This is a genomic window from Tahibacter soli (genome assembly GCF_025717065.2).
GTDB classification, from domain to species: domain Bacteria; phylum Pseudomonadota; class Gammaproteobacteria; order Xanthomonadales; family Rhodanobacteraceae; genus Tahibacter; species Tahibacter soli.
Map to the genome: position 1 here is coordinate 438,333 of NZ_JAOVZO020000017.1, position 23,787 is coordinate 462,119.

The window sequence follows — 23,787 nt, forward strand, 5'->3', positions numbered from 1 at the left end:
ACGAATGGGGGCGTTACGCAGCAGCGACTTCAGTGGTGTTCGTGCGCCATCGAGATGTACACGACGGTCAGCACCATGAAGATGAAAGCCTGCAGGCCGATGATCAGGATGTGGAAGATCGCCCAGCCGGCGTTGATCAACACGCCCGGCACGAAGCCGATCGCGGTGATCATCAGGCCCGAAATCAGCATGAACACGAGCTCGCCTGCGTACATGTTGCCGAACAGTCGCATCGCCAGCGAAACCGGCTTGGACAGGTATTCGACGAGATTCAGGAAGAAGTTGGCCGGGGCGAGGATGATCTTGGCGCCGGTGCCGTGCGCGTGGAACGGCGCGGTGAACAGCTCCTTGGTGAAGCCGCCGGCGCCCTTGGCCTTGATCGAATAGAAGATGATGATGAAGAACACGGTGATCGACATCGCGAACGTCGTGTTGACGTCGGCCGTCGGCACCGCGCGGAAATAGAAGTGGTGGGCGAATTCCGGACCGCCGACGAGGCCGGCGATGCTGCCGATGAGATCGAGCGGCAGCAGGTCCATCGCGTTCATCAGGAACACCCACATGAAGATCGTGAGCGCGAGCGGGGCGATGAAGCGGCGGTCGCCGTGGAAGACGTCCTTGACCTGGCCGTCGACGAACTCGATGACCATCTCGACGAACGCCTGGCCCTTGGACGGCACGCCGGCGGTCGCCTTGCGCGCCTTGAGCGAGAACCACACGATGAAGATCAGGCCGAGCACCGCCGAGACGATGACCGAGTCGAAGTTCACCGACCAGAAGCCTTCACCGACCTTGACCACGTTGTGGGTCAGGTGATGGGTGATGTATTCGGTCAGACCGCCACCGCCGCTCGTTTCGGTACTCACGTGATCTCCGCTATTCCTTGAACCGCAATCCCAACAGGTTGACCAGGAGGGCTGCTACGAAACCGGTCAGTACCGGCAACGGCGGCAGCGCCCATACCCCGATCAGCGCGTACATGCCTCCCAGCACCACCAGCCATTTCAGCGCCGTGCCCGCCACGAACCGGAAGAACGCGAGTCCTGCGCTCTGGGCCGGGTCGGCGAACATGCGCGCTGCGAGCAGCGCCGTGCCGATCAGAACCAGTGCGCCGCCCGCGAAGGCTCCCGTCGCCGGACGCCATCCCTGCGCCAGAAACACCAGTGCCATCAAGAGGGAAACGCCCGCCTGGGCGATCACGATGCGAGCGGCCAGTCGCCGGCCGGCGGCGATGGAATTTCTCACTCGGATTCATGCCTTGGCGGTTGCCGGTCGGCCATGAAGGATGCGCAAACCGGTCAATAAAGCCGCGAAAGTATATCAGCGGGCTTTGACGCGTCGCAACCAAAACGCCGGTCGCGCGACGGATTTGGCAGTTTGCATCGTTCGGTCTGGCAGGGTGGTACCGCATGATCGACGCCAAGTATGACGCCGGCCGTGCCGGCCGCAATTACCTGCGGGGTAAGGCTTCTACGGCGCGGTCGCGAAACGGCAGACGAACGACCAGATCTGCGCCGCGTGGGCGGGCGTGTAGTCGTGTCCGCCGGAAAACGTGACGTAGCTGAGCGTGTCGCCGGGCACCCAGCCGGCGTTCTGCAGGCGGCCGATGTCGAGGTCTGCGTCGTACGGCGGGGCGCCCATCGGGTCGGTATCGCCCAGGTGCAGGTCGAACGGCGGCTTGCGCGGCTGCGCGGCGAGCAGGTTCGCGCAGCCCGTTTCGGTGAGTCCCTTGCATGCCGCGCCGAACAGGCGGCCGGCGCTCGCGGCGTAGGCGGCGACGTGGTTCCGATCGAGGTTCGGCGCCTCGCCGTTCATGACGAGATCGTGCGCGACGTGGCCGCCGGCCGAGAATCCCCACAGATAGATGCGGGCGCGATCGACGTTGTACTGCGCGGCGACGTCGTCGAGCACGCTCGCGATGTAGCCGTAGTCGTAGGTCGACGACCCGACCGGTTCGACCCACGAGCCGTTCGAACCGTTGGCGACCGGCGCGACGACGATCGCGCCGTACAGATAGCCGATGTCCTGCCAGCTGCCGCGCGCGCGCAGCGCTTCCTGGTCGGCCCAGAACGCCGAGCCCGCCGCGCCGTGCAGCACGACGATCACCGGCCATGCGCGCGCCGGCGTGTAGCGCGGCGGAATGTACAGGTGCGCCGCCTGCGAACCGGTGCCGACGTCGGGAATCGTGTAGTACAGCGACACGCTGCCGGGTCCGGCGCCGCCGCTGCCGTTGCTCGGCGCCGTCGGTATCGCCTCGCCGGTGTCGAAGCCGCTGCGCAGGATACGGTCGGCGAGCGTGTCGCACGCCCACGGCGCGAGGCGCACGGTCGTCGCCGCGTGCGCCTGCGCGGCGCTGACGGCGAGCGCGGCGGCGGCGAGCAGGCGGCGAAGGTTCATCGATGTTCCGGCGGTGACGACGCCGCCACGATAGCGGCGGCGCCGTCGCCGCGTCGAGACGCACTCGTCGCGGCGACTGCGATGCGGTCGACGGTTTACGGCGTCACGGCTAGCGTGTGCGCGCCGTTCCACGTGCGGTTGATCGTCAGCCACAGGCGCGAGCGCGCGGCGTCCAGCGTCGCGAAATAGTCGGCGTCGGCGGTCAGCGCGACGCCGTCGATGCGCACGTTCGCCGGCAGCGCGCCGGTGTAGCCGTTGAGCACGAAGATCGGCCGGTCGAGCGCGGTCGCGGTCAGCGTGAGCGTCGCAGCGTTCGCCGCCGCGTCGGCTTCCCACGTGCCGTAGACGCGGTTGTAGCCGGCCGGCTGGTACGGCAGCGTGTCGACGCGGTTGACGCCGGCCGGACCCGAGGTGCGTACCGCGCCGACGCTCGCGGTCAGCGTGGCCGTCATCGTCGCTTCGACCTGCGTCACCGCGTTCGCCGTCGGCGTGCGCGAATGGCGGTCGAGCACGACGTAGGTGCTGTAGCTCTGGCGCGGCCAACCCGCGCGGTTCGCGCCGAAGCCGTGTTCGGGATAGCTCGTCGCGCCCAGGAAGCCGAAGTTCGTGCCCCAGGCGAGGCGCTTGGAGTCGGTCGGCGTCGTCGCGTTCGCGAACGAGTAGGCGATGGCCTGGTACGGCCAGTTGTAGTCGCACGGCATGAGGTACGCCGGATTCGTGCACGCGTTGCCGGCCGCCGACGTCGTGTTCCAGCGTGTCGTGCCCCAGTAGCCGCCGGCGTCCTGCTGCGTGTAGTTCTGCGTCAGCACGACGCCCATCTCCGCGTCGACGTTTTGCGTCCACAGGTATACATAAGGAATCGTGTTCGGCACGTTCCACGTCCACGGGCTTTGCAGCGTGACCGGTCCCGCGCTCGTCGTGACGAACTTGTAGCGGTCGCCCCAGCCGACGCCCTTGACCGTGTCGGGATTCGCCGCGTCGCCGTCGAACGCGAGATCGCCGTAGGGCGCGCGGCTGTCGGCGCTGATCCGGTCGGGCGGCGCAGCCGACAGGTCGTAGCTGACCGACCACAGCGGATGGTCGCGTCCTGTCGCGACGAGCCATTCGACCGTCACCGGCATCTGGAACGTCGTCGCGGTGCCGGCGACGCACTGGTTCTGCGCGTTGTAGGTGCAGTAGTAGCGCGGATAGTTCTGCGTATAGCGCAGGATCGCGTGGTGACGGCCTTCGAGCGCGCGCGTCCACGTGCCGGCGTAGAAGTGGCCGAGCGGAGAGTCGTCCTGGCCGAGCATCGCCGCGGGCGTGGGGTCTTCCAGGTGCGACACGACATAGCCGAATCCGCCGAACCCGCCGGTCGTCGCATTGACCGTGCGCGTGCCGGCCGGCGTCTGGTACGCGTAGCGCCGCAGCTCGCCGCCGCGCGTGCCGCCGGGGCCGTTCTGGTCGTTGTGCGCGAGCACGACCGAACGCGGCTGGTTGTCGCGGTCGCGCCAGGTCCAGCGCTCGGACAGCATCGTGTCGACCGTCACGTCGCGTTCGATCACGATCGCCGTCGCAGGCGCGCCGCCGCCTTCGAAGCCGTTCGCGAAGATCGCGTCGGGTACGCTCGGGCGGTCGACGAGGGCGATGTCGTCAAAGTATACATTGGGCTGGGCCGCGTCGTTCTGGTCCTGGAAGTACAGCTGGTTGAACGTGCCGCTGAACGCGAGCGGGCCGGCGTCGAACGACGCTTCGACGAGCGTCCATGCGCCGGCGGGAATTGGCGCGCCGTGCAACTGCGCGACGGTCGCGGTCGCCAGTTCCACCGGCGGCGAACCGCCCGCGAGCGCGAGCTTGAGATTCTGGCCGCCGGCGCTGCCGCCGTGCACCCAGAAGCGCAGTGCGCGGTACGTCGCACTCGAGATGCCGCCCGCCGGCGTGCACCACGACAGGCCTTCGAACTGTGCCGGCGTGAAGCGGATCGCCTTCGCGCCGGTGTGCACGATCGTCGCTTCGTTGAAGTCGACGGTATCGCTCCAGGTGCAGTTCTGGTCGAAGCCGTTGGCGCTGGCGTCGGCGTAGACGACGAGGTCGGCGCCGTCCGCGGTGCATGCGACGAGCGACAGGAGGACGAAAACGATGCGCAGCAGCGGCATGGCGATCTCCGAAAGGCCTATAGAGCGTATGTGAGTTTCGAGGCGCGCGTATCGCAGCGGATCACGCAGACCTCGCGACGCAGTACGCGGTTTCGCATCGCCGGCCGACATCGTGTCGGTGTCGGCGGTTGCCGCCCGGATTGACCGCTCGGCATAATCGGATGCGCATCGGCCGCGGACGAAAAGCACTCGGATGAGCAGGACGAACGACCTCTACATCGAAGTTCCGGCCGGGCAGGCGCTGTTTCGCGAAGGCGACGCGGGCGCCGAAATGTTCATCATCGAGTCCGGCACGATCGCGATCGTGCGCGAGGCGCGCGGCGGCGAACCCGTCGCGGTGCTCGAAGCCGGCGACTTCCTCGGCGAGATGGCCATCCTCGAAGACCAGCCGCGCTTCGCCTCGGCGATCGCGCGCACCGACGCGCGCCTCCTGCGCATCGAGCGCGCGGCGTTTGCCGACCTGTTGCGGCAAAATGTGGAAATTGCGGTGCGCATCATGCGCAAGCTCGCCGCGCGCCAGCGCCGCGCCGAACAGCGCGCGACCGAGCTGCAGACGCTCGTCGACCGCTACGCGAAGGCGCAGTCGGCGGCGCCCGCCGCGGCACCGGCGGCAGCGCCGGCACCGGTCGCCGCGCCGGCGCCCGCCGCGCCGGCGCCGAAGCCCGCCGCGCCGACGCCCGCGGCTGCGACGCCGCTCGTACTCGTGCACACGGCGAGCGGACAGCGCTTCACGCTCGATCCGGCGCGCGCCGAATTCCTGGTCGGACGTACCGATCCGGTCACCGGCATCACGCCGGAGATCAATCTCGGACCGCTGGATGCGTCACGCAGCCTTTCGCGCCGGCATGCGAAGCTCCTGAGCGAAGGCGGGCTGTATTTTCTGCGCGAGGAGGTCGGTACCGCGAACGGCACGTTCGTCAACGGCCAGCGCATCGCGACCGGTACGACCGTACCGCTCAAACCCGGCGACCGTCTGCGTTTCGGCACGGTCGAGATCGAACTCGTCGCGGCCTGAAACGCGGCTCGGAGAACGCTATGACCAACGAAAGACTCGCGGCACTGGAAACGATCGACGTGACCGCGGTCGACGCGCTCAAGCTCGTCAAGGCCGAACAGGACGTGCTGTCCGAGCGCCTGGCGCAGCTCGAAGAGCGACGCGGCGGCGTCGCCGACGCGGTCTATCTGCGCGTGCGGGCCGACTACGAAACGCGCAGCCGCGCGCTCGACAACCAGGCCGCGCCGCTCAAGCAGGGCGCGCGCGAGCAGTATTCGGCGCTGCGCGCGCTGCTCGACCGCTTCGGCGCCGATCACGAATCGATCAGCCTCGACCGCCAGGAAATCGAGCTGCGCCACCAGCTCGGCGAATACGACGACTCGGAGTACAAGAGCCGCATCGCGGACCTCGAAACCGAGCTGGCCGCGCGCGCCGACGCGTTGAACCGCGCGCAGGCGCTCAAGGCGCACTTCCTCGAAGCGTTCCACTCCGAGGCCGAACTCGAGGGCGCCGCGCCGCCCGCCGCCGCGACGACGAATCCGGGCCAGACGCTGCCGCCGACCGCGCCGTACCGCACACTTGAAACCGACGCGGTCGCGTCGCCGGATCGCACGCAGGCCATTCCGGCCATCAGCGTTCCGGACATCGCGGTGCCGCCGGTGCGCCCGCCCAGCGAAACGCAGATGATGCCGGTGCTCGACATTCCGCTGCCGCCGCGCGCTCCCGCGGCGCCGCCCGCCGCGCCGGCGATCGGTTCGACCGTCGTCATGCGCGCCGCAAGGCTCGTGCCGCAGAACGCCGAAGCCGGCAAGAACAGCACCATGCTGTCGTTGAAGCCCGTCGGTATCGGTGCCGATCCCGCGAACGAACTGCGCGTCACCGGCCCCGGCGTCGAACCCAAGCATGCGCAGCTGACCGTCAGCATGGCCGGCTACACCGTCGTCGATCTGGGCACCGTGCACGGCACACGCGTCAACGCCGAAAAGGTGCGCGAACGCCTGCTGCGCGACCAGGACGTCATCCAGATCGGCGCCGCGCGCTGGGTCTTCCGCGAAGGCTGACGCGCCGATGGCCCTGGAAGTCAAGATCGACGAGCAGGGCGAAGTCCGCATCGTCGCCGTGGCCGGGCGCCTCGACGCCGACGGGGCGGTCGACCTCGAACTCGCGCTGCAGGAACTCGAAGCGGCCGGCGCACGGCACTACGTCGTCGACGGCGGCGGCCTCATCTACGCGTCGAACGCCGGCCTGCGCGTGCTGATCGGTCTCGCCGACCGCATGCGCGGCAAGGGCAGCGTGCGTCTGGCGGCGATTCCGCTCGCGCTGCGCGAGGCGTTCGCGCAGACCGACGTCGCGCAGCGCATGAAGGCTTACCCCGATCGCCGCGCCGCGCTCGCCGAGCATCCGGCCGCGCGCGGCGAGGCCGATCCGCTCCTGAGCGCGGCGAGCAAGCTCATGGGCGCCGCGCCGGACAAGTCCGAAGGCGGCGCGGCCAGCAGCGAGCTGTCGCAAGCCGCGGCGCGCCTGCTGGGGACCGGCGACGCCAAGCCGTCGCGCAAGCGCACGCCGGCTCCCGCGTCGCGCGGCGGCGGTTCCGATCCGAAAAAGCGCTAAGCTCGGAAAAATTCGCCGGCAGGCTGTTGAGAAACGGCCTGCTGTGCGGTCCACGGACGGACCGCTCGAAAGCCAATCGCGCAAGCGATCGGCTTTCGGAGAGGGTGCGCAAGCTCGGCTTGCGCCGCTCGATGGAGAAACGGGCAGGAGCCCGTTTCTCAACAACCTGCCAGGGGAAGAAGACGATGACGATCGCATTCTGGTGCGTGCTCGCCGCGGCCGTCATGCCGCTGTTGTTTACCGCGATCGCGAAGTTCGGCGAAGGCGGCAAGGGCTTCACGAACCGCAAGCCGCGCCTGTTCCAGCAGAATCTCGAAGGCTATCGCGCCCGCTCGCACTGGGCGCATCTGAACTCGCTGGAGGCCTTTCCGCCGTTCGCCGCGGCCGTGCTGATCGCGCAGTTCCTGCATGCGCCGCAAGGCCGTATCGATCTGCTCGCTATCGCCTTCATCGTGCTGCGCCTCGTGTACGGCGCGCTGTACATCGCCGACAAGGCGCTGTTGCGCAGCGCGGTCTGGGCGCTCGGCTTCTTCTGCGTCGTCGGTCTGTTCGTCGTTGCCGCGACCGGTGGCGGCTGACGCAATAGAAAAAGGCCGGATGATGTTGATCATCCGGCCCAAAGCGGCGCTACGACTACGGGGAGGGGAGGGTTGCCGTAGCGCGGCTTGATGCAGCTTCAGCGATCGGAGCGGACTTGCAGATCCGCTCCGGCGCCGGTCTTACTTCGCAGCGGCGGTGGCCGCCTTCTTGAACGAGTTGACCTGGCTCTGCAGGGTCTCGTTCGTCGCCGCGAAATTGGTCTTGGCGATTTCGCTCAGCGCTTCGCCGGTCTTGACCTGGAGGCCGAAGACTTCCTGCGTCGTGCTGTAGGCCTTCTCGGCCGATTCCTTGGCGAGCGTGACGCCCTTCGGCCAGATGGCCTTCAGGCCTTCGAAGTCGCGCACTTCGAGCGCTTCCGACACGAACGCGGCGGTCGCGTTGGCGCGGTTCTCGAAGATCTTGAGCTGGATGTCGGCGATCTTTTCGAAGTTCGCCAGCGCGATACCCTGGGCCTTGAACGCGGCGTCGGCGAAGCTCTTGCTGAACGCCAGCACCTGGTTGTTGTACTGCTCGATCATGATGGCTTGCCCTCAGAGGCAGTTGGAGTGTGGGCGTAGCCTATCCGAACTTTTGTTGCGACGCAACATCTCGCGAAGAAAAAAATGCACTTGACGTGGGTATTCTTCATCAAGGCATTGATCTTAAACGAATTAAAGTTTTTCGCCGAATCTGACGCGACGCGTCATTGAGCGGCAACCCCGGCCAGCAATGCGGTGCGGAAGTCGCGCGGAGCGCTCTCGCCGAGCCAGATCGACGTCAGTGCCTTGTTGAACTCGACACCGGCGAGCTGGCCGGCCGGCTTGTCGTCGATGTAGATGCGCATGCCGGCGTCGGGAATGTAGTCGAACAGCACCGTCTGGCCGTGGCGTGCGTCGTCGAAGATGTCGATGAAGCGTTCGACCTGGCTGCGGATGCGCGGCAACCGGTCGGCGCCGGCGGCGTCGGTGAACGCCTTGCGCCAGTATTCGTCGACGCGCCCGGCGTCGAGCGCCGGAATCTGCCAGACCAGCGTCATGCGGTACGGGCTCATGCCGGACAGAAGCTGCTCGCTCGAGCGCACCGACACCGGCAGATACAGCGCCGCCGCGTAGAACGGCACGTAGTTGCGGTCGAACACGGCCGCGCCGGACAGCCGCAGATTAGTGCCGACGCCGGGAACGCTGATGCGATCCGGGAAATCGTGACCGCCCACCGTCGCCGCCGACGCCTGCGCGCCGAGGAGACAAGACAGCAGCAGCGGCAGAACCCGTGTCGTCGACATCGTCGTGGCCGTTCGAGCGTGCTAGAAAGTACGGAATTGTAACCGCTCAGCCCGGGGCGGGTCCGCCGTAACTGCAGCCCGATGTGCAGGTTTCGTGAATTACGACACGCGACAGCAGCGGCAGCGCGGGTTTGAGCCGCTGCCAGATCCAGATCGCGAGGTTTTCGCTGGTCGGATTGTCGAGGCCGTCGATGTCATTGAGGCAACGGTGGTCGAGCGCGTCGTACAGCGGCGCGAACGCCTGCTTGATGTCCGCGAAATCCATGACCCAGCCGGTGTCGTCGCCGACCGGCCCGGACACATGGATCTCGATGCGGAACGAATGGCCGTGCATTCGCGCGCATTTGTGACCGGCGGGTACGCGCGGCAGGCGATGCGCCGCCTCGATCTGGAAAATCTTGAACAGTTCCATCGGGACGGACGCCGAAGGCCGCGTGCGGCCGAGGAATAAAGTGGTGGCTAGAGGCGGGATCGAACCGCCGACCTCAGCATTATGAGTGCCGCGCTCTGACCGGCTGAGCTACCTAGCCACGGTCGGGTGAATTGTGCCCGAAAGAAGGGCGGGGATTGTAGCTTTGCGCGACGGCCTGTCAAGACGATAAGCGCACCTCGCCTTGCTGGCTGCGCGCAGGCTGTGGAAGAATCGGCCTCAGATCGTATTTCTGGAGTCGGCCGGTGATCGACCCCGATGGCTACAGACCCAATGTCGGTATCGTCCTTCTGCGCGACGACGGTCGCCTGTTCTGGGCGCGCCGGGTCAATCGTGACGGCTGGCAGTTTCCGCAAGGCGGCATGCGCAGCGACGAAACGCCGCTCGAGGCGATGTATCGCGAACTGCAGGAAGAAACCGGCCTTGCGCCCGAACACGTCGAAGTGCTCGGTGCGACGCCCGGCTGGCTGCGCTACCGCCTGCCGCGCCGCTATCTGCGCCGCAACGAGCGACCGCTGTGCATCGGCCAGAAGCAGGTGTGGTTCCTCTTGCGCTTCGTCGGCGAGGAATCGCACGTACGCCTCGACGCCAACGAAAAGCCCGAATTCGACCTGTGGCGCTGGGTCGACTTCTGGTATCCGGCCCAGAACGTCGTGACGTTCAAGCGCCGCGTGTACGAGCGCGCGTTGCGGCAGTTCGCGCCGGTCGTCGAGTCGGCGTGCGCGGTCTGCGTCGGCGACCTGCCGCCCGAAGCCCAGCCCTGCATGCCCCCGCTGCGTTTCGCGGAAGTCGGATAGTCCCAGAGGGCGGGCGGTCCAATACGAGTCTTGTTGACACTCATTCGCATTTAGGATTCAATGGCGGCCACTGGAGAACCCGAGCCGCCATGTACGTCTGTATCTGCAACGGAGTGACCGACACCGCCATCCGCGAAGCCGCGGCCGAAGGCGTCAGCTCGCTCGCGGAACTGACGATGCGCACCGGTTGCGCCGGCACCTGCGGCGCCTGCGCCGGCTTCGCCGAAGAAGTGCTTCACGCCGCGCTGCCGCGCAACGCGCGCCTGTTCTCGCTGCCGCTCGTCGCGCAAGCCGCCTGACACCGGCGCGTTGGCGCCGCCGCCGCGCCCCCATCGCGGCCGAAACTGCATCCGATTCGCGTTTCATCGCGCGCCCGCGCGCGTCGCTATAGTCCGCGCATTCACACGAGGAGACGCGGCCATGAAAGGCGACGCCAAAGTCATCGAGCACCTCAACAAGGCGCTGTACAACGAACTCATCGCGATCAACCAGTATTTCCTGCACGCGCGCATGTTCCGCAACTGGGGCTTCAAGGAACTCGCCGAGCACGAATACAAGGAATCGATCGACGAGATGAAGCACGCCGACAAGCTGATCGAGCGCATCCTGTTTCTCGACGGCCTGCCCAACCTGCAGAACCTCGGCAAGCTCCTGATCGGCCAGACGCCGAAAGAAGCGCTCGAATGCGACCTCAAGCTCGAGTACATGGCCGTGCCGGACCTCAAAGCCGGCATCGCGCATTGCGAGTCGGTCGGCGACTACATCAGCCGCGAGCTGCTCGAAGACATCCTCGAGTCCGAGGAAGAACACATCGACTGGCTCGAAACGCAGCTGAGCCTGATCGGCCAGCTCGGCGACGGGTTGTACCTGCAGACGAAGATCGGCGACTGACGCGGGGGAAGGGAAGGGGGCTTGCGGCCCCCTTCTCGTTTTCGCCTTTTCGTTGCCGGCCGCCTACGCGCCGCTGCGCGCGAGCAGGTTGCGCAGTTCCGCGGCCACGCGGCCGTATTCGCGCGAAAGGTCGCGCACCAGCATCGACGGATCGGTCAGCGTGCCGCTGCGCGCCTCGTGCTCGATGCGCTTGGCGATTTCCGCGAGCGTCATCGCGCCGAGATTCGCGCTCGTCGACTTGAGCGAATGCGACGGCGCGATGAGCCCGCTGACGTCGCCGCGTCCTGCCGCCTGTTCCAGCAGGCCGAGATTCTTCGGCGTGTCTTCAAGGTAGACGCCCACGAGATCGGTGAACTCCTCGCCCATGACGTCGACGAGATCGCGCACGATCTCCTGATCGAGCGCGGCGCCGTCGCGCGGCGCCAGCGGCATCGCCGTGTCCATGCCGTCGGCGAGCGCGACCGGTGCCGTCGCGCGCTGCGGCGCACCGGATGCCGCGGCCGTCGGCGCCACCGGCGCGGCGGTGACCTGCGAACGCGCGCCCTTCGGCAGCCAGCGGCGCAGCGTCTGTTCGAGCAGGCCGCGGTTGAGCGGCTTGGACAGGTATTCGTCCATGCCCGCGGCGAGACATTTCTCGCGATCGCCGGCCATCGCGTTCGCGGTCATCGCGACGATCGCGATGCGGCTCGCGCGCCCTTCGGCCTCGCGCGAACGCCGCATGCGCGTGGCCGTGTAGCCGTCCATGATCGGCATCTGGCAATCCATCAGCACGAGGTCGAAGCGCCCCGCATCGAGCTTTTCGAGCGCTTCCTTGCCGTTTTCGGCCGTATCGAGCGACAGGCCCAGAAGGCCGAGGATGCGCTGCGCGACCTGCCGGTTGACCGGATTGTCCTCGACCAGCAGCACATGGCCGGCGAGGGCGCTCGCGCCCGTCGGCGAGGGCGCGATGCTGACTTCGGGCTCGAGCGCTCCGGCGTCGGCGGCCGCCGCGGCCCGCGTTCCGGCGTCCTGGATGTCGAGCAGGCGATGGATCGCGACCCGCAGCTCGCCTTCGCCGGCGCCGGCCGGCGCGATCGCGGCGCGCGCGTCGTTGCGCAGATCCGCCGGCACGTCGTCGGAGCCTGAAAGGAACAGGCAGCGCACGCGCTCGAGCGTCGGCTCGCGCGTGATGTTGCGCAGGAGCGCGACCGGATTGCCGCGCATGCTGCCGAGGTCGACGACGACGAGGTCGATCGCCCAGTTTTCGCCCATCGACGCCGCGCTGCGCAGCTTCGCGAGCGCTTCGGCGGCGACGTTCGTCGTCTGGTGCTGCACGCCCCAGCCGGCGAAATGCGTTGCCAGGCGGCGCTGCACGCCGGCGTCGTCGCCGACGACGAGCGCGCGCGCCCCGGCGAGGTCGCTGCGTGCGGCGGCCACGTCCCCGTGTGCCTTCAAGAACGGCACGCTGAACCAGAACACCGAGCCTTTGCCGAGCTCCGATTTCACGCCGATCTTGCCGCCCATGAGATCGACGATGCGCTTGCAGATGACGAGTCCGAGGCCCGTGCCGCCGTGGATGCGCGTCGTCGAGGCGTCGGCCTGCGAGAACGCATGGAACAGCTTGTCGGCCGCATCGGGCGCGATGCCGACGCCGGTGTCCTGCACCTGGAACACCACTTCGCTGTGCGTGCGCGTTTCGCCGCGCTTGCCGACGCGGATGGCGATCGAGCCGCGCTCGGTGAACTTGATCGCGTTGCTGACGAGGTTCGTCAGCACCTGGCGCAGGCGTACCGAATCGCCGCGAACGGCGAGGCGCACGGCCGGGTCGATCGCGACATGGAAAGCCAGGCCCTTGCTCTCGGCGCCTTTCTCCATCAGGCGTTTGACCGCGTCGAGCACCTCGCGCAGGTTCATGCCGACGGTTTCGAGCTCGAGCTTGTTCGCTTCGATCTTCGAGTAGTCGAGGATGTCGTCGACGATGCGCAAAAGCTCGCGTGCCGACTTGTACGCGGTGACGAGATAGTCGCGCTGGTCGGCCGCGAGCTTGGTCGACAGCACGATGTCGAGCAGCGGGATGATGCCGTTGAGCGGGGTGCGGATCTCGTGGCTCATCGTGGCGAGGAATTCGCTCTTGGCCATCATCGCGGCCTCGGCGTCCTGCTTCGCCTTCATGAGTTCTTTTTGCACATTGCGCAATTGTTCGAGTTCGGCGAGCAGCGGCGCGTCGGCCGCAGGCGCCGCCGTCGCGCGTTGCGGCACGGGCGTCTGCGGCGCAACGACCTCTATCTCGATGGCGCTCGCCGGCGCCAGGAGCGTCAGCACCGCCGCGCCGACGATCAGGAGCGCGACCCACCAGCCGTGCGCGGCGGGCATCAGGACGAGTGCGACGAGTGCGGCGGCGACCGCGAAGGCCATGCCGCTCAGGGCGAGCGGGTGGGTGAGTCGTTTCCAATCCGCGCGTGGCGCCATCCGTGCTACCTCCGATGCGCGTTGCCGGGGGCGGTTCGACTGCGGCATCCCCCAATGCCGCCGGCGGCGCGGATCACTCCGTCACCCGGCCGCCGCGCGGAAATCGTAGTCGAGATTCTGCGCTTCGTGCTGGACGAAGTTGCCCTGGATGAAATCGACGCCGACCGTCCACAGCATCGCCGCGCTCTGCGCGTCCTCGATGCGCGGCGCGATCACGCGCCGGCCACCTTCGTGCGCATGGTGCACGAGACGGCGCAGTTCGTCGCGATGCAGGATCGAGCGGTCGTCCATGCAGTTGGGCGAGAGCTTGACGTAGTCGGTCGGCACGCGGTCGATCGCCGCGTGCGCCGGCTCGCCCGGTTCGAGCCCGGACAGGCACAGCCCCGTGCCGATCTTCTGGGCCGCGACCGCGAAGCCGACGAGCACGTTGCGCGCGGCCTCGTCGGCCGGCACGCGCAGTTCGAGCACGAGGCGGCACGGGTCGATGCGTCGCGTTTCGATCTGCTGGCGCAGCCAGCCGATGCGCGACGGATCGCGCACGGCACTGCCGGACTGGCTCGCGAACAGGCGCACCGGGCGGCCCTGGCGCGCGCGATCGGACAGCACCATCAGACACCGGCTGAGCACCCAGCGGTCGACGTCGTCGATCAGGCCGGCCTGCTCGGCCGCCGGCACGATGTCGCTCGCGGTGAGGATGCGTCCGCCGTCGCCGCGCAGGCGCAGGAGCGCCTGGAACTGTTCTTCCGAGTCGTCGCCGTCTTCGCTCTGCAGCGCGGCGATCGGCTGGAACACGAGATGGAACGAGTCGCCGCGCAGCGCAGCGCGGATTTCCTCGACGAGCGCGGCGTCGCCGGTCGGCTTGTGCGCGAAGACGTGCACGTTGCCCGCGCCGGGCTTGCGAGAATCGCTCATCGCGCGCTCGGCCGCGTTGAGCATCGCGCCGGCGTCGCCGAGCGCGGTGGCGAACGCGCAGATGCCGAAGCTCAGGTTGACGTGCAGCTGCCGGCCGCCGATGTCGAACGTTTCGCGCGAGGTGCCGTCGCGCAGTTGCGCGCATTGCCGGTGCAGCTCTTCGGCGCCGCGTTCGGGCGACAGCACGATGAAGCTGGAATCGCCGAAGCGCGCGATCAGTTCGCTCGTATCGACGTTGCCGGCGAGGAACGTGCCGACCTGGCCCAGGAGCTTGTCGAAGTCGATGAGGCCGATGCGCTCGCGCTGCGCGACCGCTTCGTCGAGATCGACGAACAGGATGCCGCCGCGGTGCGCGATCGCCTCGTCGGAGGCGAGCTTCGCGTTGATGCGGTCGAGCACGTAGGCGCGGTCGTACAGGCCGCTGACCGGATCGCGCGGATTCTGGTTCTGGCTGCGCCGCTGGATGTGGCGCGCGCGGCGCAGGCGGTTCGTCACCGCGGAAATCAGGTGCTTGGGCCGGATCGGCTTGGACAGGAAGTCGTCGCCGCCGGCGTTGAGCGCCTCGAAATGCTTGTCGGTGTCGTGCTCGCCGGACAGGAACACGATCGGCGTCGACACGAACGCCTCGCGCTCGCGGATGATCGCGGTGAGTTCCATGCCCGAGCAGCCGGGCATGTAGAGGTCCATCAGGATCAGGTCGGGATGCACCTTGTCGAGCTGGTCGAGCACCGCGAGCGGATCGATGACCATCGTCGTCTGCATGCCGGCCTTGCGCAGGATCGACTCGGCGAAGATCGCCTGCGAGCGATCGTCCTCGACGATCAGCACGCGGTACGGGTCGGTGTCGCCCGCTTCGGTCAGCTCGGCGATGCGCGTCATGATCTCGGCTGCCGAGGCAGGCACCGTGACGAACGCGTCGGCGCCGGCGCGCATCGCGCGCAAACGCACGTCGAGGTCGCCGGCGTCCGACAGCGCCAGCATCGCGACGCGGTGGCTGGCACGGTTGCGCGCGGTCTTGACGAGGTCGCCGATGCGTTCGAGGTCGCCCAGGAATGCCGCGTCGACGATGACGAGATGCGGCGCGATCGCGCCGATCACCTCGATCAGCTCGTCGGTGTGGTCGAGCAGCGACAGCTCGTAGCCCGACAGTTCGAGCTTCTGGTCGATCTCGCAGGCCAGAGGGGCGCCGTCGGTCAGGTGATAGACCTTGCGCGCGCCGTTGCGGGCGGTCGCGGCGGGCGTCGCCGCGGTCGCGGCCGGTTTCGTTTCGGTCGCGCGTGCCTCGTCCGCGGCCGGGGCCGCCGGACGCAGCGGTACGACGTTGCTCGCGGCCGGAGCGACCGCCGCGACCGGTGCGGGAAACCGCTTCCAGTAGTCGGCCGGCGGCACGAGCTGCAGCGGGTAGCCGTTCTCGGTGCGGTCGAGGTCGTCGGGGGCGATGCCCGCGAGCGACGCTGCGGCCGGCGTCGAGGCGATCAGGCCGCAGGTCAGCTCCTGCAGGTCTTCGAGCAGGCGCACGATGTGTTCGGTCAGGATCTCGTCGGGCAGCGCGACCGCTTCGACGCGCTCGGCCAGCGCGGTTTCGATCGCGTAGAGCTTTTCGGCGAGATCGAGCAGGCCGTAGCGTCCGCTGGCGCCGGCGAGCGTCTGCACCTCGCGAAAGATGAGGCTGAGCGTGTTGATGTCCCAGCCGTCGCGCGCCTGGCGCAGGCCGCGGCGCGTGAGCGTGTCCAGGCGTTTGGGCAGATGCCGCAGAAAGGCCTGCCGCAGTTCCGCGTTCTGCTGGGAGTCGTCCTGCTTGTGCATCGGCGCGCGGTCCGCCAGCCCGGGGGTGCGGAAAACTATACCACGCGGGTTTCCAGGGCAATCCGCAAGGCGCGCCGCGTAGCGATTCGTTGCACATGCCGGAGCGTGCCGTCGCACAACGTGCGGGCCGGCGGGCTTTCACGAAGCCAATCGCCCGGTTAGAACGGTTTCACCACGACGAGCACGACGATCGCGATCAGAAACAGCACCGGCACCTCGTTGAACACGCGCAGCCAGCGCGGCGAGCGCGTGCAGGCGTCCCGCGCGAACTGCTTCGTCAGACGCACGAGCCAGCCGTGGTAGCCGTACAGGCCCAGTACCAGCGTGAGCTTCGCGTGCATCCAGCCGGTCTGCAGGAAGCCCGGCACCTGCAGCACGGTCAGCACGCCGAAGACGAGCGTCGCCACCGCGCCGATGTTGGTCATGACCAGCAGCCGGCGCTCCATCACCTTCAGGCGCTCACGCACGACCGGCTCGGTCGCCTCGGCGTGGTAGACGAAAAGGCGCGGCAGGTAGAACAGGCCGGCGAACCAGGCGGCGACGAAGACGATGTGAAACGCTTTGAACCAGAGCATGGCGGGTCGGCGGCGGCTGGCGGATGCGCGAGTGTAGCCAGACTCGGGGGCCGCCCGTGCGGCGGTGCGGCGATAAGACGCGCCGCCGTCCGGCGCTTTGACCGAAACCGCAGACGCCGCTCGCCGTTTGCGCCTATCATCCCGGACCCCGCAGCCACGGCCGGACCGACTCGCCGATGTCCCGCAACACCCCGCAATTTCCGCAGCTCGTGGTGCGCCGGTACGATCCGCAGCAATTGCGGCGCCGCGTGCTGCTCGGCGCGGTCGCGTGGGTCACGACGGTGCTCGTGACGATCGCGGTGATGCGCTGGTTCGCGCCGGTGCCGGTCGACGGTCCGTCGCCGGCGGCGTTCGAACAGGTGAAACAGGAAAACGAGACGCTCAAGCAGCGTGTCGCGGTGCTCGAGCGCGCCGACCAGGTCGACCGCATCGCGAGCTCGGACCTGCAGCAGACGCTGCGCGAGCGCGAAGAGGAGATTGCCGGCCTGCGCACCGACATCGCGTTCTACAGCCGGCTCGTCGGCGGCGGTGCGCGGCGCGAGGGTTTGGCGGTACATTCTGTACATGTGTCGGCGCTCAAGGAATCGCGCGCCTGGAACGTGACGGTGACGCTGACGCAGAACCTCAAACGCTCCCAGGTCAGCGAAGGCAAGGTGCAGGTCGCGATCGAGGGCGTCAACGGCGGACAGCTCAGGAGCCTGCCTTGGTCGGAGCTGTCGGCCGGCGGCGAAGCGGGGGGCATGCCGTTTTCGTTCAAGTATTTTCAACAGGTCTCCGGCACCGTGATGTTGCCGGAGGGGTTCTCGCCGAACCGCATCAAGGTGCTGGTCGACGCGGGCGGCGGTGGTCGTATCGAACAGGGATTCGCCTGGGACGAAGCTCAGGCGGCCGAGGAGACTCAAAATGTTCAACAGCAAGAAAAGTCCGGCGCAGGAACCGCTCGGTAGCCCGACGGTGATCGCGCGGGGCACCACGATCCGCGGCGACCTGACGTTCTCCGGCGCGATGTTCCTGGAGGGGCGCATCGAAGGCACCGTGCGCGCCGAAGGCGACGACGCGAGCTTCACCCAGACCTCGCAGGGCGTCGTGCACGGCGAAATCCAGGCACCGTCTATCGTGCTCAACGGCGAAGTGCACGGCGACGTGCACGCGTCCGAACGCCTGCAGCTCGGCGAGGGCGCGCGCGTGGAAGGCAACATCTTCTACAAGGTGCTGCAGATGGACGCGGGTGCGCGCGTCAACGGCAAGATGGTGCACCAGACCGAGGCGCCCAAGCGCCTGACCGCGCCGGGCGTCAACACGTCCGCCGCGGCGGCCGAACCGGCCTGACGCCTTGAATCGGCGGCCTGCCGACACGATCTCGCGGGCAGGCCCGCCATGCCGCACGGAATACCGATGACTACCGCAACGCCGAGTTACCAGGATGCGATCGAACAGCCGCTGCTGTTCACCGACGCCGCCGCGCGCAAGGTGCGCGAGCTGATCGACGAGGAAGGCAATCCCGAACTCAAGCTGCGCGTGGCGATCTCGGGCGGCGGCTGTTCCGGCTTCCAGTACGGTTTCAGTTTCGACGAGGACCGCGCCGAGGACGATCTGGCGATCGAGAACGGCGGCGTCACGCTCGTCGTCGACCCGCTGTCGCTGCAATACCTCATGGGCGCGGAAATCGACTATGCCGAGTCGCTGACCGGCGCGCAGTTCGTCATCCGCAACCCCAACGCGAAAACGACCTGCGGCTGCGGGTCGTCGTTCACGGTCTGACGGGCCGCTCCGGGTTCGCATGGTCGCCAGCGTTCGCAGCCGGGCCAACGTCTTCGCCGCGCTGGCGCTCGATCGTGCCGGGGAGTTTCGCGACGACGACGCGTTCATCGGGCTGCATCGCGCCGCCGAAACCACGCGTTTTCTCGTACTGCGCGCCGACGGCCGTGCGCTCGTCGACGAGGCTCGCCGCAGCCTGCGTGCGCTGACGGAAGCCGAACGCGCCGAACGCGTGCCGCTCGCCGTGCCGACGTTTCTCGGACGCAACGAACACGCCGCATGGTTCGCGGTGGGCGTGGAGGCCGACGAGGATGCGTTCGCGCAAAGCCTCGGCGCGCGCTGGATGGACCTGCGCAGCGCCGGGCTCGCGCTGCCGGCGTTCGACGCGGGCCTGTTCGCCTATGCCCGCGGCGTGCTGTTCTGGCAGACGCGCGTGCGTTTCTGCGGCGCGTGCGGTTCGCCGACCGTGCTGCTCTCGTCCGGCCATCGCGCGCGCTGCACCGGCGCCGCGTGCGGTCTCGAACACTTTCCGCGTACCGACCCCGCGATCATCGTGATCGTCGGCTGGCGCGACGCGTGCCTGCTCGGCCGGCAGCCGTCGTGGCCCCAAGGGCGCTGGTCGACGCTCGCGGGGTTCGTCGAACCGGGCGAAACGCTCGAAGACGCCGTACGCCGCGAAGTGCACGAGGAAGCCGGCGTCACCGTCGACGAATGCGACTACCACTCGTCGCAGCCCTGGCCGTTTCCGTCGTCGCTGATGCTCGGCTTCACGGCGCGCGCGACCGACCCCGCGATCAAGGTCGGCGCCGAACTCGCCGAGGCGCGCTGGTTCGAAGTCGACGACATCGTGCGCGGCCTCGCCGACAAGAGCTTCGTGCTGCCGCCGCCGCTGTCCGTATCGCATCGCCTGATCGAGCACTGGCTGCGCGAAACGGCGGGCCTCGAACTCTCCGCGCTGGCGAACGACGAACCCTGGCTCGCGCCGCGCCGTTAAACGTCGTTTCGGCATCGCCGCAGCACTGCTATTGACGCGCGCGGCGGCTACAATCGGGCAAACCTCCAGACGTCCGGTTTATGGCCATCAAACTCCTCGCCGTTCTCGTCGTGTTCGCGCTGGCCCAGGGCCTGCCCGATCTTTCGCGCCTGCGCGACTTCGGCCGCCTGCGCGTATGGCTCGGCGTGCTCGAACAGCTCGGCGACGGCGGGCGCACGGTCGTCGCGCTGGCCGTGCCGGTCGTACTTTGTGCACTCGTGCAATATGCGCTCGGCGGCTGGCTGTTCGGCCTGCTCTCGTTCGCGTTCGCCGTCTGCGTGCTGTGGTACAGCTGGGGGCCGCGCGATCTGTCCGAAGACGTCGACGCGATCGTCAAGGCGCCCGACAGCGACCGCCGCCTCGCCGCCGCACAGGCGCTGCGCTGCGACGGCGACGACCGCCCGCTGCCGTTCGAGGCGCCGGCGCTGGTCGACGCCGCGTTCTGCTCGGCGCTGCGCCGCTGGTTCGGCGTGCTGTTCTGGTTTCTCGTGCTCGGCCCGTGCGGCGCGCTGCTGTACCGGCTGACGCAGCTCCTGGCGTATTCGCCGTCGCTCGCGGGCGTGCAGGGCGAGGTCGGCCGCGGATTCGCGCAGAAGCTCGCGACGCTGCTCGACTGGGCGCCGGCGCATCTGATGGCGCTCGCGCTCGCGATCGCCTCCGACTTCGACGCGGTTTTCCAGACGTGGAAAACGTGGCACGACCGTGCCGGCAAGGGCTATTTCAGCCTCGATCTCGGGTTTCTCTCGGCCATCGCGCGCGCCAGCGTCGACGCCGACGTGATCGCCGGCGACGGCTACGCCGAAGACGTCAACGATCCGCTCGTCGAACTCGCCGACGCGCGCCATCTGCTCGTGCGCGTGCTGATCGTCTGGCTCGCCGCGACGAGTTTGCTCGTGCTCGGCGGTTTCGGCGTCTAGCCGGCGTTCTCGAAGCGTTCGACGCCGAACGCGACCCGCAGGACTTCTTCGCCGGCCGGCGTCACCCACAGCGCGCGGCTCGCCTTTTCGCGTCGCACCCAGTCGCTGGTCAGCGCCGCGCGCGCGATTTCCGCGCCCAGCGCACCGGCGACGTGCGGCCGGCGTTCGCTCCAGTCCATGCACGCACGGCCGTCGGCCGCCGCGATGCCGAGCGCGGCGAGCGCCGACGCGCCGGCCGGCGTCACGCGAAACCACGGTTCGGCGTCGACGATCCAGCCGTTGCGCACCATCGCCTGCGCGAGCGCGACGCCGATTTCGCCGGCGACGTGGTCGTAGCACAGTCGGCAGCGGCGCAGCGCGCCCGATGCGCGCGTCTCGCCCGGCGTGCGCGGTCGTCTCGGTGTGGAAAAGTACGCAAAGTGCTCGAGCATGCGCGCAACCTCGCCGTCGGCGAGCCGGAAATAGCGATGCCGTCCGCTCGGCGTCACGCGAATCAGGCGGCCGTCGACGAGCTTGCGCAGGTGTGCGCTCGCGGTCGAGGCGCCGACGTTCGCCGCGCGTCCGAGCTCCGTCGCCGTCCAGCCGCGGCCGTCGAGCAGATGCGCGAGCATCGCCGCGCGCGCGGGTTCCGTGATGAGCGCGGCGAGGCTCGCAAGGTCTGGATCGTTCGTCATTTCGTCTCGCAACGAAGCATCGGCGGGCTACCGTCGGCGTCTTGCCCGGAGTGCCGCCGATGTCTCGCATCCTTCTGCTGTTGTGCCTCGCCACGTTAACCCGATTCGCCGTCGCCGACGAAGCGCGCATACCATCCGGCGTCGACGGCCTGCGCCTGTACCTGCGCCATCAGGCGCCCGCGCGGCCGTCGCGCGCCGCGCCGGTGCTGATCGTGCACGGCGCGACGTTTCCGTCCGCGAACGCGGCGGCGTGGAAGATCGGCGGCCGTTCGTGGATGGACGAACTCGACGCCGCCGGCTTCGACGTCTACGCGCTCGATTTTCTCGGCTACGGCGAATCGGATCGCTATCCGGCGATGGCGTCGGACGACGCGGCCGGCGCGCCGCTCGTCGGCATCGAGGCGATGGTCGAACAGCTCGATCGCGCGGTCGAGCATGTTCGCACCCAGGCCGGCGCGCCGCGTGTCGACGTCGTTGCGCACTCGGCCGGCACGCTCGTCGCCGCGCGCTACACGCAGCTGCACGGCGACAAGGTCGAACGGCTCGTGCTGTTCGGCACGCCGGGGCCGGGCGAGCCCGACGCGTCGGCGCAACCCGAGGCCGTACGCTGGTTCGCGTCGACGCGCGATGCGCAGCTCGGGGGCTACGAAGCGAAGGTGCGCAGCGCGAAGCGCCTGGATCTTGCGATGTTCGAGTCGTGGTGGCGTACGTACCTGGCGAGCGATCCGCCGGGTGCGCGGCGGCAGCCGCCGTCGGTGCGCGTGCCGTCGGGCCTGTCGGCCGCGATCGGCGACATCGCGCGCACCGGCCGGCTGCCGTACGAGCCCGGGAAGATCGATCGCCCGACACTGGTGATCCAGGGCGAATGGGATGCCGTCACGCCGCCCGCCGAAGGCCTGCGGGTGTTCGAGCGCCTCGCGTCGCCGCTCAAGCGCTACGCGATCGTCAGCCGCGCCGGCCATCGCGCGCACCTGGAGGCGAGCCGGATGCAGCTGTTCCGCGAGATCGAAGCGTTTCTCGCCGGCAACGACGACGACCGGTGAAAATTCTGTGCCGGATTCAGCAGAACCGCCGACGCTCTCGCGAGCGCCGGCGGCCGATGCTACTGCTGCACCCAGAACTCGATCGAGTTTTTCGGCACGCTGACTGAAAGGCTCGGACCCGCGACCGTCGCGAGCGCGAGCTTCCAGTTGGCGAGGTTGTAGCGATAGCCTTTGAAGTTGCCGACGGTGCCGGTGCCGGTGTCGACGTTGAACGTGAACGTCGTCGCGTCGCGATTGGTCATGACGACGACGAGCTTGCCGGTATCGCCGCCTTGGCGGAATGCGAGGATGCGCTGGTTGTTGCGTACGGTCGGCTCGTCGACCTGGTAGCGGCGCGAATCCCACGGCATCCATTCGAGAAAGCCCACGAGCGCGCGCCAGTTGCGCAGTTCGTAGTCGAAGTGGCCCTTCTGGATGTTCGGGTACTTGGTGAAGTCGTTGTCGTCGGCCGGCCGCCAGTAGCCGAGCGCGTAACCCTGCGCCTCCGCGTTGTACGTCGGCTTGAGCGCGTGCAGCCAGTACCAGGTCGGCGAATCGACGAACGCGAACCAGTTCATCACGGACTGCGCGGTGTTCATCATGCGCGCTTCGGACGTCGTGTTGTCGAGATACTCGAACTCGTTGTTGTAGACCACCTTGCCGAGCTTGTTCGCGTTGTACGTCGCGGCGTTCGCGATCTGGTCGTTCGAGTTCGCGCCGATCTTGTGCCACGTCCATGCGTCGACGAGGTCGAGATCGAGGCCGGTGCGCAGCGCGGCGCGATTCTGGCCGTCGAGACTGTTCGCGTGCAGGTGGATGCCCGGGAATGCCGCGCGCACTTTCGCGTTGACGGCGTTGTACGTCGCGACGTATTCGGCGTCGCTGTAGACCGCCGACGAATAGGCGGTCGAATAGACCGGTTCGTTCTGCAGGCCGAACGCGACGACCGGCACGTCGTTCGCGATCAGGTAGCGGATGTCTTCGACTACCGCGTCGCCGAAGCTGCCGAGAAACGCCGCGTCGAACTGCTTGAGCTTGCCGCCGATGTAGCTGTTGTTCGATTTCCATCCCGGCGTCGGCGACCAATATTCGAAATTGACGCCTTCCGCGCCCGAATCGCGAATCAGCGCGGCAAGTTCGCTCAGCTGTTCGGGCCAGCGCTCGACCAGGTTCTTGCCGTCGTTGCGCAGGCCGCGGTAGTACAGGCCGCCCGCGAGGCGGATGTAGCGGAAGCCGTATCCGCGGCCGATCATTTCGGTAGCGAAACGCGTGCGCTCGCTCGGCACGAGATCGTGCGGCACCGACGTCGTCGCCGCGGGCAGGCCGTTGTTGCCGGAGCCGATGGAGTCGCTCTGGATCTCGACGCCGAGGCCCCAGATCGTCTGCTTCGGCACGTCGAGGCGTACGCGGTACTGCTGTGCGGACGCCGCGATCGACCAGGCGCCCGCGACCGCGGCGCAACCGAGGAACAGCAAGGATTTGAGCAAGTGCGGCTTGCGTTGCATGACTTCCCTCCCGTGGTGAGC

The 23,787-nt window shown here is 68.1% G+C and carries 25 protein-coding genes and 1 tRNA gene; 13 read left to right on the plus strand and 13 right to left on the minus strand.

Translation table 11 applies throughout. From position 1 onward, the window contains the following. Positions 1–29: 29 nt before the first annotated feature. The 4 genes from atpB to OD750_RS13095 form a co-directional block, all read right to left on the minus strand. Entirely contained in the window at positions 30–866 is an 837-nt protein-coding gene (gene atpB / locus OD750_RS13080; RefSeq protein WP_263545679.1) for a F0F1 ATP synthase subunit A, read from the minus strand. A gap of 10 nt (positions 867–876) precedes the next feature. Next, positions 877–1,245, minus strand: coding sequence for an ATP synthase subunit I (locus OD750_RS13085; RefSeq protein ID WP_263545680.1), 369 nt, complete (start codon positions 1,243–1,245; stop codon positions 877–879). A gap of 225 nt (positions 1,246–1,470) precedes the next feature. Further along, complete coding sequence (locus tag OD750_RS13090; RefSeq protein ID WP_263545681.1) at positions 1,471–2,397, minus strand: alpha/beta hydrolase-fold protein; 927 nt, start codon at positions 2,395–2,397, stop codon at positions 1,471–1,473. Positions 2,398–2,492: 95 nt separating this feature from the next. Next, on the minus strand, positions 2,493–4,532 hold the full coding sequence (locus OD750_RS13095) for a hypothetical protein (RefSeq protein ID WP_263545682.1): 2,040 nt from the start codon (positions 4,530–4,532) through the stop codon (positions 2,493–2,495). A 193-nt stretch (positions 4,533–4,725) separates the two neighbouring features. Between OD750_RS13095 and OD750_RS13100 the strand changes: the two genes are divergently transcribed. The 4 genes from OD750_RS13100 to OD750_RS13115 all read left to right on the plus strand — a co-directional run bounded on the left by OD750_RS13100 (position 4,726) and on the right by OD750_RS13115 (position 7,715). Continuing rightward, complete coding sequence (locus tag OD750_RS13100; protein WP_263545683.1) at positions 4,726–5,547, plus strand: cyclic nucleotide-binding domain-containing protein; 822 nt, start codon at positions 4,726–4,728, stop codon at positions 5,545–5,547. Between the two features lie 20 nt (positions 5,548–5,567). Beyond that, positions 5,568–6,587 carry an FHA domain-containing protein gene (locus OD750_RS13105; RefSeq protein WP_263545684.1) on the plus strand — a complete coding sequence of 340 codons (1,020 nt, stop codon included), beginning with the start codon at positions 5,568–5,570 and terminating at the stop codon, positions 6,585–6,587. 7 nt (positions 6,588–6,594) lie between these two features. Then, positions 6,595–7,137 (plus strand): STAS domain-containing protein, encoded by a 543-nt coding sequence (locus OD750_RS13110; protein ID WP_263545685.1) that lies wholly within the window; start codon positions 6,595–6,597, stop codon positions 7,135–7,137. A 185-nt stretch (positions 7,138–7,322) separates the two neighbouring features. Then, positions 7,323–7,715, plus strand: coding sequence for an MAPEG family protein (locus tag OD750_RS13115; protein WP_263545686.1), 393 nt, complete (start codon positions 7,323–7,325; stop codon positions 7,713–7,715). Between the two features lie 141 nt (positions 7,716–7,856). Here the strand turns inward: OD750_RS13115 and OD750_RS13120 are convergent, their stop codons facing one another. The 4 genes from OD750_RS13120 to OD750_RS13135 all read right to left on the minus strand — a co-directional run bounded on the left by OD750_RS13120 (position 7,857) and on the right by OD750_RS13135 (position 9,528). After that, the gene (locus tag OD750_RS13120; protein WP_263545687.1) at positions 7,857–8,255 is read right to left on the minus strand and encodes a phasin family protein; all 399 of its coding nucleotides are present in this window, start codon (positions 8,253–8,255) and stop codon (positions 7,857–7,859) included. Positions 8,256–8,419: 164 nt separating this feature from the next. Next, positions 8,420–8,998, minus strand: a complete 579-nt coding sequence (locus OD750_RS13125; RefSeq protein WP_263545688.1) for a chalcone isomerase family protein — start codon at positions 8,996–8,998, stop codon at positions 8,420–8,422. A gap of 46 nt (positions 8,999–9,044) precedes the next feature. Next, positions 9,045–9,410 carry a 6-carboxytetrahydropterin synthase QueD gene (gene queD, locus OD750_RS13130; protein ID WP_263545689.1) on the minus strand — a complete coding sequence of 122 codons (366 nt, stop codon included), beginning with the start codon at positions 9,408–9,410 and terminating at the stop codon, positions 9,045–9,047. Positions 9,411–9,451: 41 nt separating this feature from the next. Beyond that, positions 9,452–9,528 (minus strand) — tRNA-Met (locus OD750_RS13135). Positions 9,529–9,673: 145 nt separating this feature from the next. On the opposite strand from OD750_RS13135, the gene OD750_RS13140 reads away from it, so the two are divergent. The 3 genes from OD750_RS13140 to bfr all read left to right on the plus strand — a co-directional run bounded on the left by OD750_RS13140 (position 9,674) and on the right by bfr (position 11,116). After that, complete coding sequence (locus OD750_RS13140) at positions 9,674–10,225, plus strand: RNA pyrophosphohydrolase (RefSeq protein ID WP_263545690.1); 552 nt, start codon at positions 9,674–9,676, stop codon at positions 10,223–10,225. A gap of 89 nt (positions 10,226–10,314) precedes the next feature. Next, positions 10,315–10,524: a (2Fe-2S)-binding protein gene (locus tag OD750_RS13145; protein ID WP_263545691.1), complete on the plus strand. Its 210-nt coding sequence runs from the start codon at positions 10,315–10,317 to the stop codon at positions 10,522–10,524. A 121-nt stretch (positions 10,525–10,645) separates the two neighbouring features. Further along, positions 10,646–11,116 carry a bacterioferritin gene (bfr, locus tag OD750_RS13150; RefSeq protein ID WP_263545692.1) on the plus strand — a complete coding sequence of 157 codons (471 nt, stop codon included), beginning with the start codon at positions 10,646–10,648 and terminating at the stop codon, positions 11,114–11,116. Positions 11,117–11,179: 63 nt separating this feature from the next. Here the strand turns inward: bfr and OD750_RS13155 are convergent, their stop codons facing one another. From OD750_RS13155 to hemJ, 3 genes are all read right to left on the minus strand, one after another. Further along, positions 11,180–13,510, minus strand: a complete 2,331-nt coding sequence (locus tag OD750_RS13155; protein ID WP_263545693.1) for an ATP-binding protein — start codon at positions 13,508–13,510, stop codon at positions 11,180–11,182. Between the two features lie 135 nt (positions 13,511–13,645). Next, on the minus strand, positions 13,646–16,282 hold the full coding sequence (locus tag OD750_RS13160; protein WP_263545694.1) for a GGDEF/EAL domain-containing response regulator: 2,637 nt from the start codon (positions 16,280–16,282) through the stop codon (positions 13,646–13,648). A gap of 158 nt (positions 16,283–16,440) precedes the next feature. Then, positions 16,441–16,857: a protoporphyrinogen oxidase HemJ gene (hemJ, locus tag OD750_RS13165; protein WP_263545695.1), complete on the minus strand. Its 417-nt coding sequence runs from the start codon at positions 16,855–16,857 to the stop codon at positions 16,441–16,443. Positions 16,858–17,033: 176 nt separating this feature from the next. Between hemJ and OD750_RS13170 the strand changes: the two genes are divergently transcribed. From OD750_RS13170 to OD750_RS13190, 5 genes are all read left to right on the plus strand, one after another. Next, positions 17,034–17,804, plus strand: coding sequence for a DUF6776 family protein (locus OD750_RS13170; protein ID WP_263545696.1), 771 nt, complete (start codon positions 17,034–17,036; stop codon positions 17,802–17,804). Continuing rightward, the gene (locus tag OD750_RS13175; RefSeq protein WP_263545697.1) at positions 17,761–18,186 is read left to right on the plus strand and encodes a bactofilin family protein; all 426 of its coding nucleotides are present in this window, start codon (positions 17,761–17,763) and stop codon (positions 18,184–18,186) included. Before OD750_RS13170 ends, OD750_RS13175 begins: the two co-directional genes overlap by 44 nt. Positions 18,187–18,234: 48 nt before the next feature. After that, positions 18,235–18,618 carry an iron-sulfur cluster insertion protein ErpA gene (gene erpA, locus OD750_RS13180; RefSeq protein WP_263545698.1) on the plus strand — a complete coding sequence of 128 codons (384 nt, stop codon included), beginning with the start codon at positions 18,235–18,237 and terminating at the stop codon, positions 18,616–18,618. Between the two features lie 19 nt (positions 18,619–18,637). After that, positions 18,638–19,609: an NAD(+) diphosphatase gene (nudC, locus tag OD750_RS13185; RefSeq protein WP_263545699.1), complete on the plus strand. Its 972-nt coding sequence runs from the start codon at positions 18,638–18,640 to the stop codon at positions 19,607–19,609. 80 nt (positions 19,610–19,689) lie between these two features. Next, complete coding sequence (locus tag OD750_RS13190) at positions 19,690–20,565, plus strand: beta-lactamase induction protein (protein WP_263545700.1); 876 nt, start codon at positions 19,690–19,692, stop codon at positions 20,563–20,565. Here OD750_RS13190 and OD750_RS13195 read toward each other — a convergent pair. Next, complete coding sequence (locus OD750_RS13195; RefSeq protein ID WP_263545701.1) at positions 20,562–21,239, minus strand: ArsR/SmtB family transcription factor; 678 nt, start codon at positions 21,237–21,239, stop codon at positions 20,562–20,564. The genes OD750_RS13190 and OD750_RS13195 overlap by 4 nt on opposite strands. 59 nt (positions 21,240–21,298) lie before the next feature. Between OD750_RS13195 and OD750_RS13200 the strand changes: the two genes are divergently transcribed. Then, positions 21,299–22,282 carry an alpha/beta hydrolase gene (locus tag OD750_RS13200; RefSeq protein ID WP_263545702.1) on the plus strand — a complete coding sequence of 328 codons (984 nt, stop codon included), beginning with the start codon at positions 21,299–21,301 and terminating at the stop codon, positions 22,280–22,282. Positions 22,283–22,341: 59 nt separating this feature from the next. Here OD750_RS13200 and OD750_RS13205 read toward each other — a convergent pair whose 3' ends face one another. Then, on the minus strand, positions 22,342–23,766 hold the full coding sequence (locus OD750_RS13205) for a hypothetical protein (RefSeq protein ID WP_263545703.1): 1,425 nt from the start codon (positions 23,764–23,766) through the stop codon (positions 22,342–22,344). Positions 23,767–23,787 lie beyond the last annotated feature (21 nt).

What these genes read in the sequence shown, in the direction of transcription:
- OD750_RS13090 (WP_263545681.1), bottom strand. Translation starts at nt 2,397, where the DNA reads ATGAACCTTCGCCGCCTGCTCGCCGCCGCCGCGCTCGCCGTCAGCGCC.
- OD750_RS13095 (WP_263545682.1), bottom strand. Translation starts at nt 4,532, where the DNA reads ATGCCGCTGCTGCGCATCGTTTTCGTCCTCCTGTCGCTCGTCGCATGC.
- OD750_RS13100 (WP_263545683.1), top strand. Translation starts at nt 4,726, where the DNA reads ATGAGCAGGACGAACGACCTCTACATCGAAGTTCCGGCCGGGCAGGCG.
- OD750_RS13105 (WP_263545684.1), top strand. Translation starts at nt 5,568, where the DNA reads ATGACCAACGAAAGACTCGCGGCACTGGAAACGATCGACGTGACCGCG.
- OD750_RS13110 (WP_263545685.1), top strand. Translation starts at nt 6,595, where the DNA reads ATGGCCCTGGAAGTCAAGATCGACGAGCAGGGCGAAGTCCGCATCGTC.
- OD750_RS13115 (WP_263545686.1), top strand. Translation starts at nt 7,323, where the DNA reads ATGACGATCGCATTCTGGTGCGTGCTCGCCGCGGCCGTCATGCCGCTG.
- OD750_RS13120 (WP_263545687.1), bottom strand. Translation starts at nt 8,255, where the DNA reads ATGATCGAGCAGTACAACAACCAGGTGCTGGCGTTCAGCAAGAGCTTC.
- OD750_RS13125 (WP_263545688.1), bottom strand. Translation starts at nt 8,998, where the DNA reads ATGTCGACGACACGGGTTCTGCCGCTGCTGCTGTCTTGTCTCCTCGGC.
- queD (WP_263545689.1), bottom strand. Translation starts at nt 9,410, where the DNA reads ATGGAACTGTTCAAGATTTTCCAGATCGAGGCGGCGCATCGCCTGCCG.
- OD750_RS13145 (WP_263545691.1), top strand. Translation starts at nt 10,315, where the DNA reads ATGTACGTCTGTATCTGCAACGGAGTGACCGACACCGCCATCCGCGAA.
- bfr (WP_263545692.1), top strand. Translation starts at nt 10,646, where the DNA reads ATGAAAGGCGACGCCAAAGTCATCGAGCACCTCAACAAGGCGCTGTAC.
- OD750_RS13155 (WP_263545693.1), bottom strand. Translation starts at nt 13,510, where the DNA reads ATGGCCTTCGCGGTCGCCGCCGCACTCGTCGCACTCGTCCTGATGCCC.
- OD750_RS13160 (WP_263545694.1), bottom strand. Translation starts at nt 16,282, where the DNA reads ATGCACAAGCAGGACGACTCCCAGCAGAACGCGGAACTGCGGCAGGCC.
- hemJ (WP_263545695.1), bottom strand. Translation starts at nt 16,857, where the DNA reads ATGCTCTGGTTCAAAGCGTTTCACATCGTCTTCGTCGCCGCCTGGTTC.
- OD750_RS13170 (WP_263545696.1), top strand. Translation starts at nt 17,034, where the DNA reads ATGTCCCGCAACACCCCGCAATTTCCGCAGCTCGTGGTGCGCCGGTAC.
- OD750_RS13175 (WP_263545697.1), top strand. Translation starts at nt 17,761, where the DNA reads ATGTTCAACAGCAAGAAAAGTCCGGCGCAGGAACCGCTCGGTAGCCCG.
- erpA (WP_263545698.1), top strand. Translation starts at nt 18,235, where the DNA reads ATGCCGCACGGAATACCGATGACTACCGCAACGCCGAGTTACCAGGAT.
- nudC (WP_263545699.1), top strand. Translation starts at nt 18,638, where the DNA reads ATGGTCGCCAGCGTTCGCAGCCGGGCCAACGTCTTCGCCGCGCTGGCG.
- OD750_RS13190 (WP_263545700.1), top strand. Translation starts at nt 19,690, where the DNA reads ATGGCCATCAAACTCCTCGCCGTTCTCGTCGTGTTCGCGCTGGCCCAG.
- OD750_RS13195 (WP_263545701.1), bottom strand. Translation starts at nt 21,239, where the DNA reads ATGACGAACGATCCAGACCTTGCGAGCCTCGCCGCGCTCATCACGGAA.
- OD750_RS13200 (WP_263545702.1), top strand. Translation starts at nt 21,299, where the DNA reads ATGTCTCGCATCCTTCTGCTGTTGTGCCTCGCCACGTTAACCCGATTC.
- OD750_RS13205 (WP_263545703.1), bottom strand. Translation starts at nt 23,766, where the DNA reads ATGCAACGCAAGCCGCACTTGCTCAAATCCTTGCTGTTCCTCGGTTGC.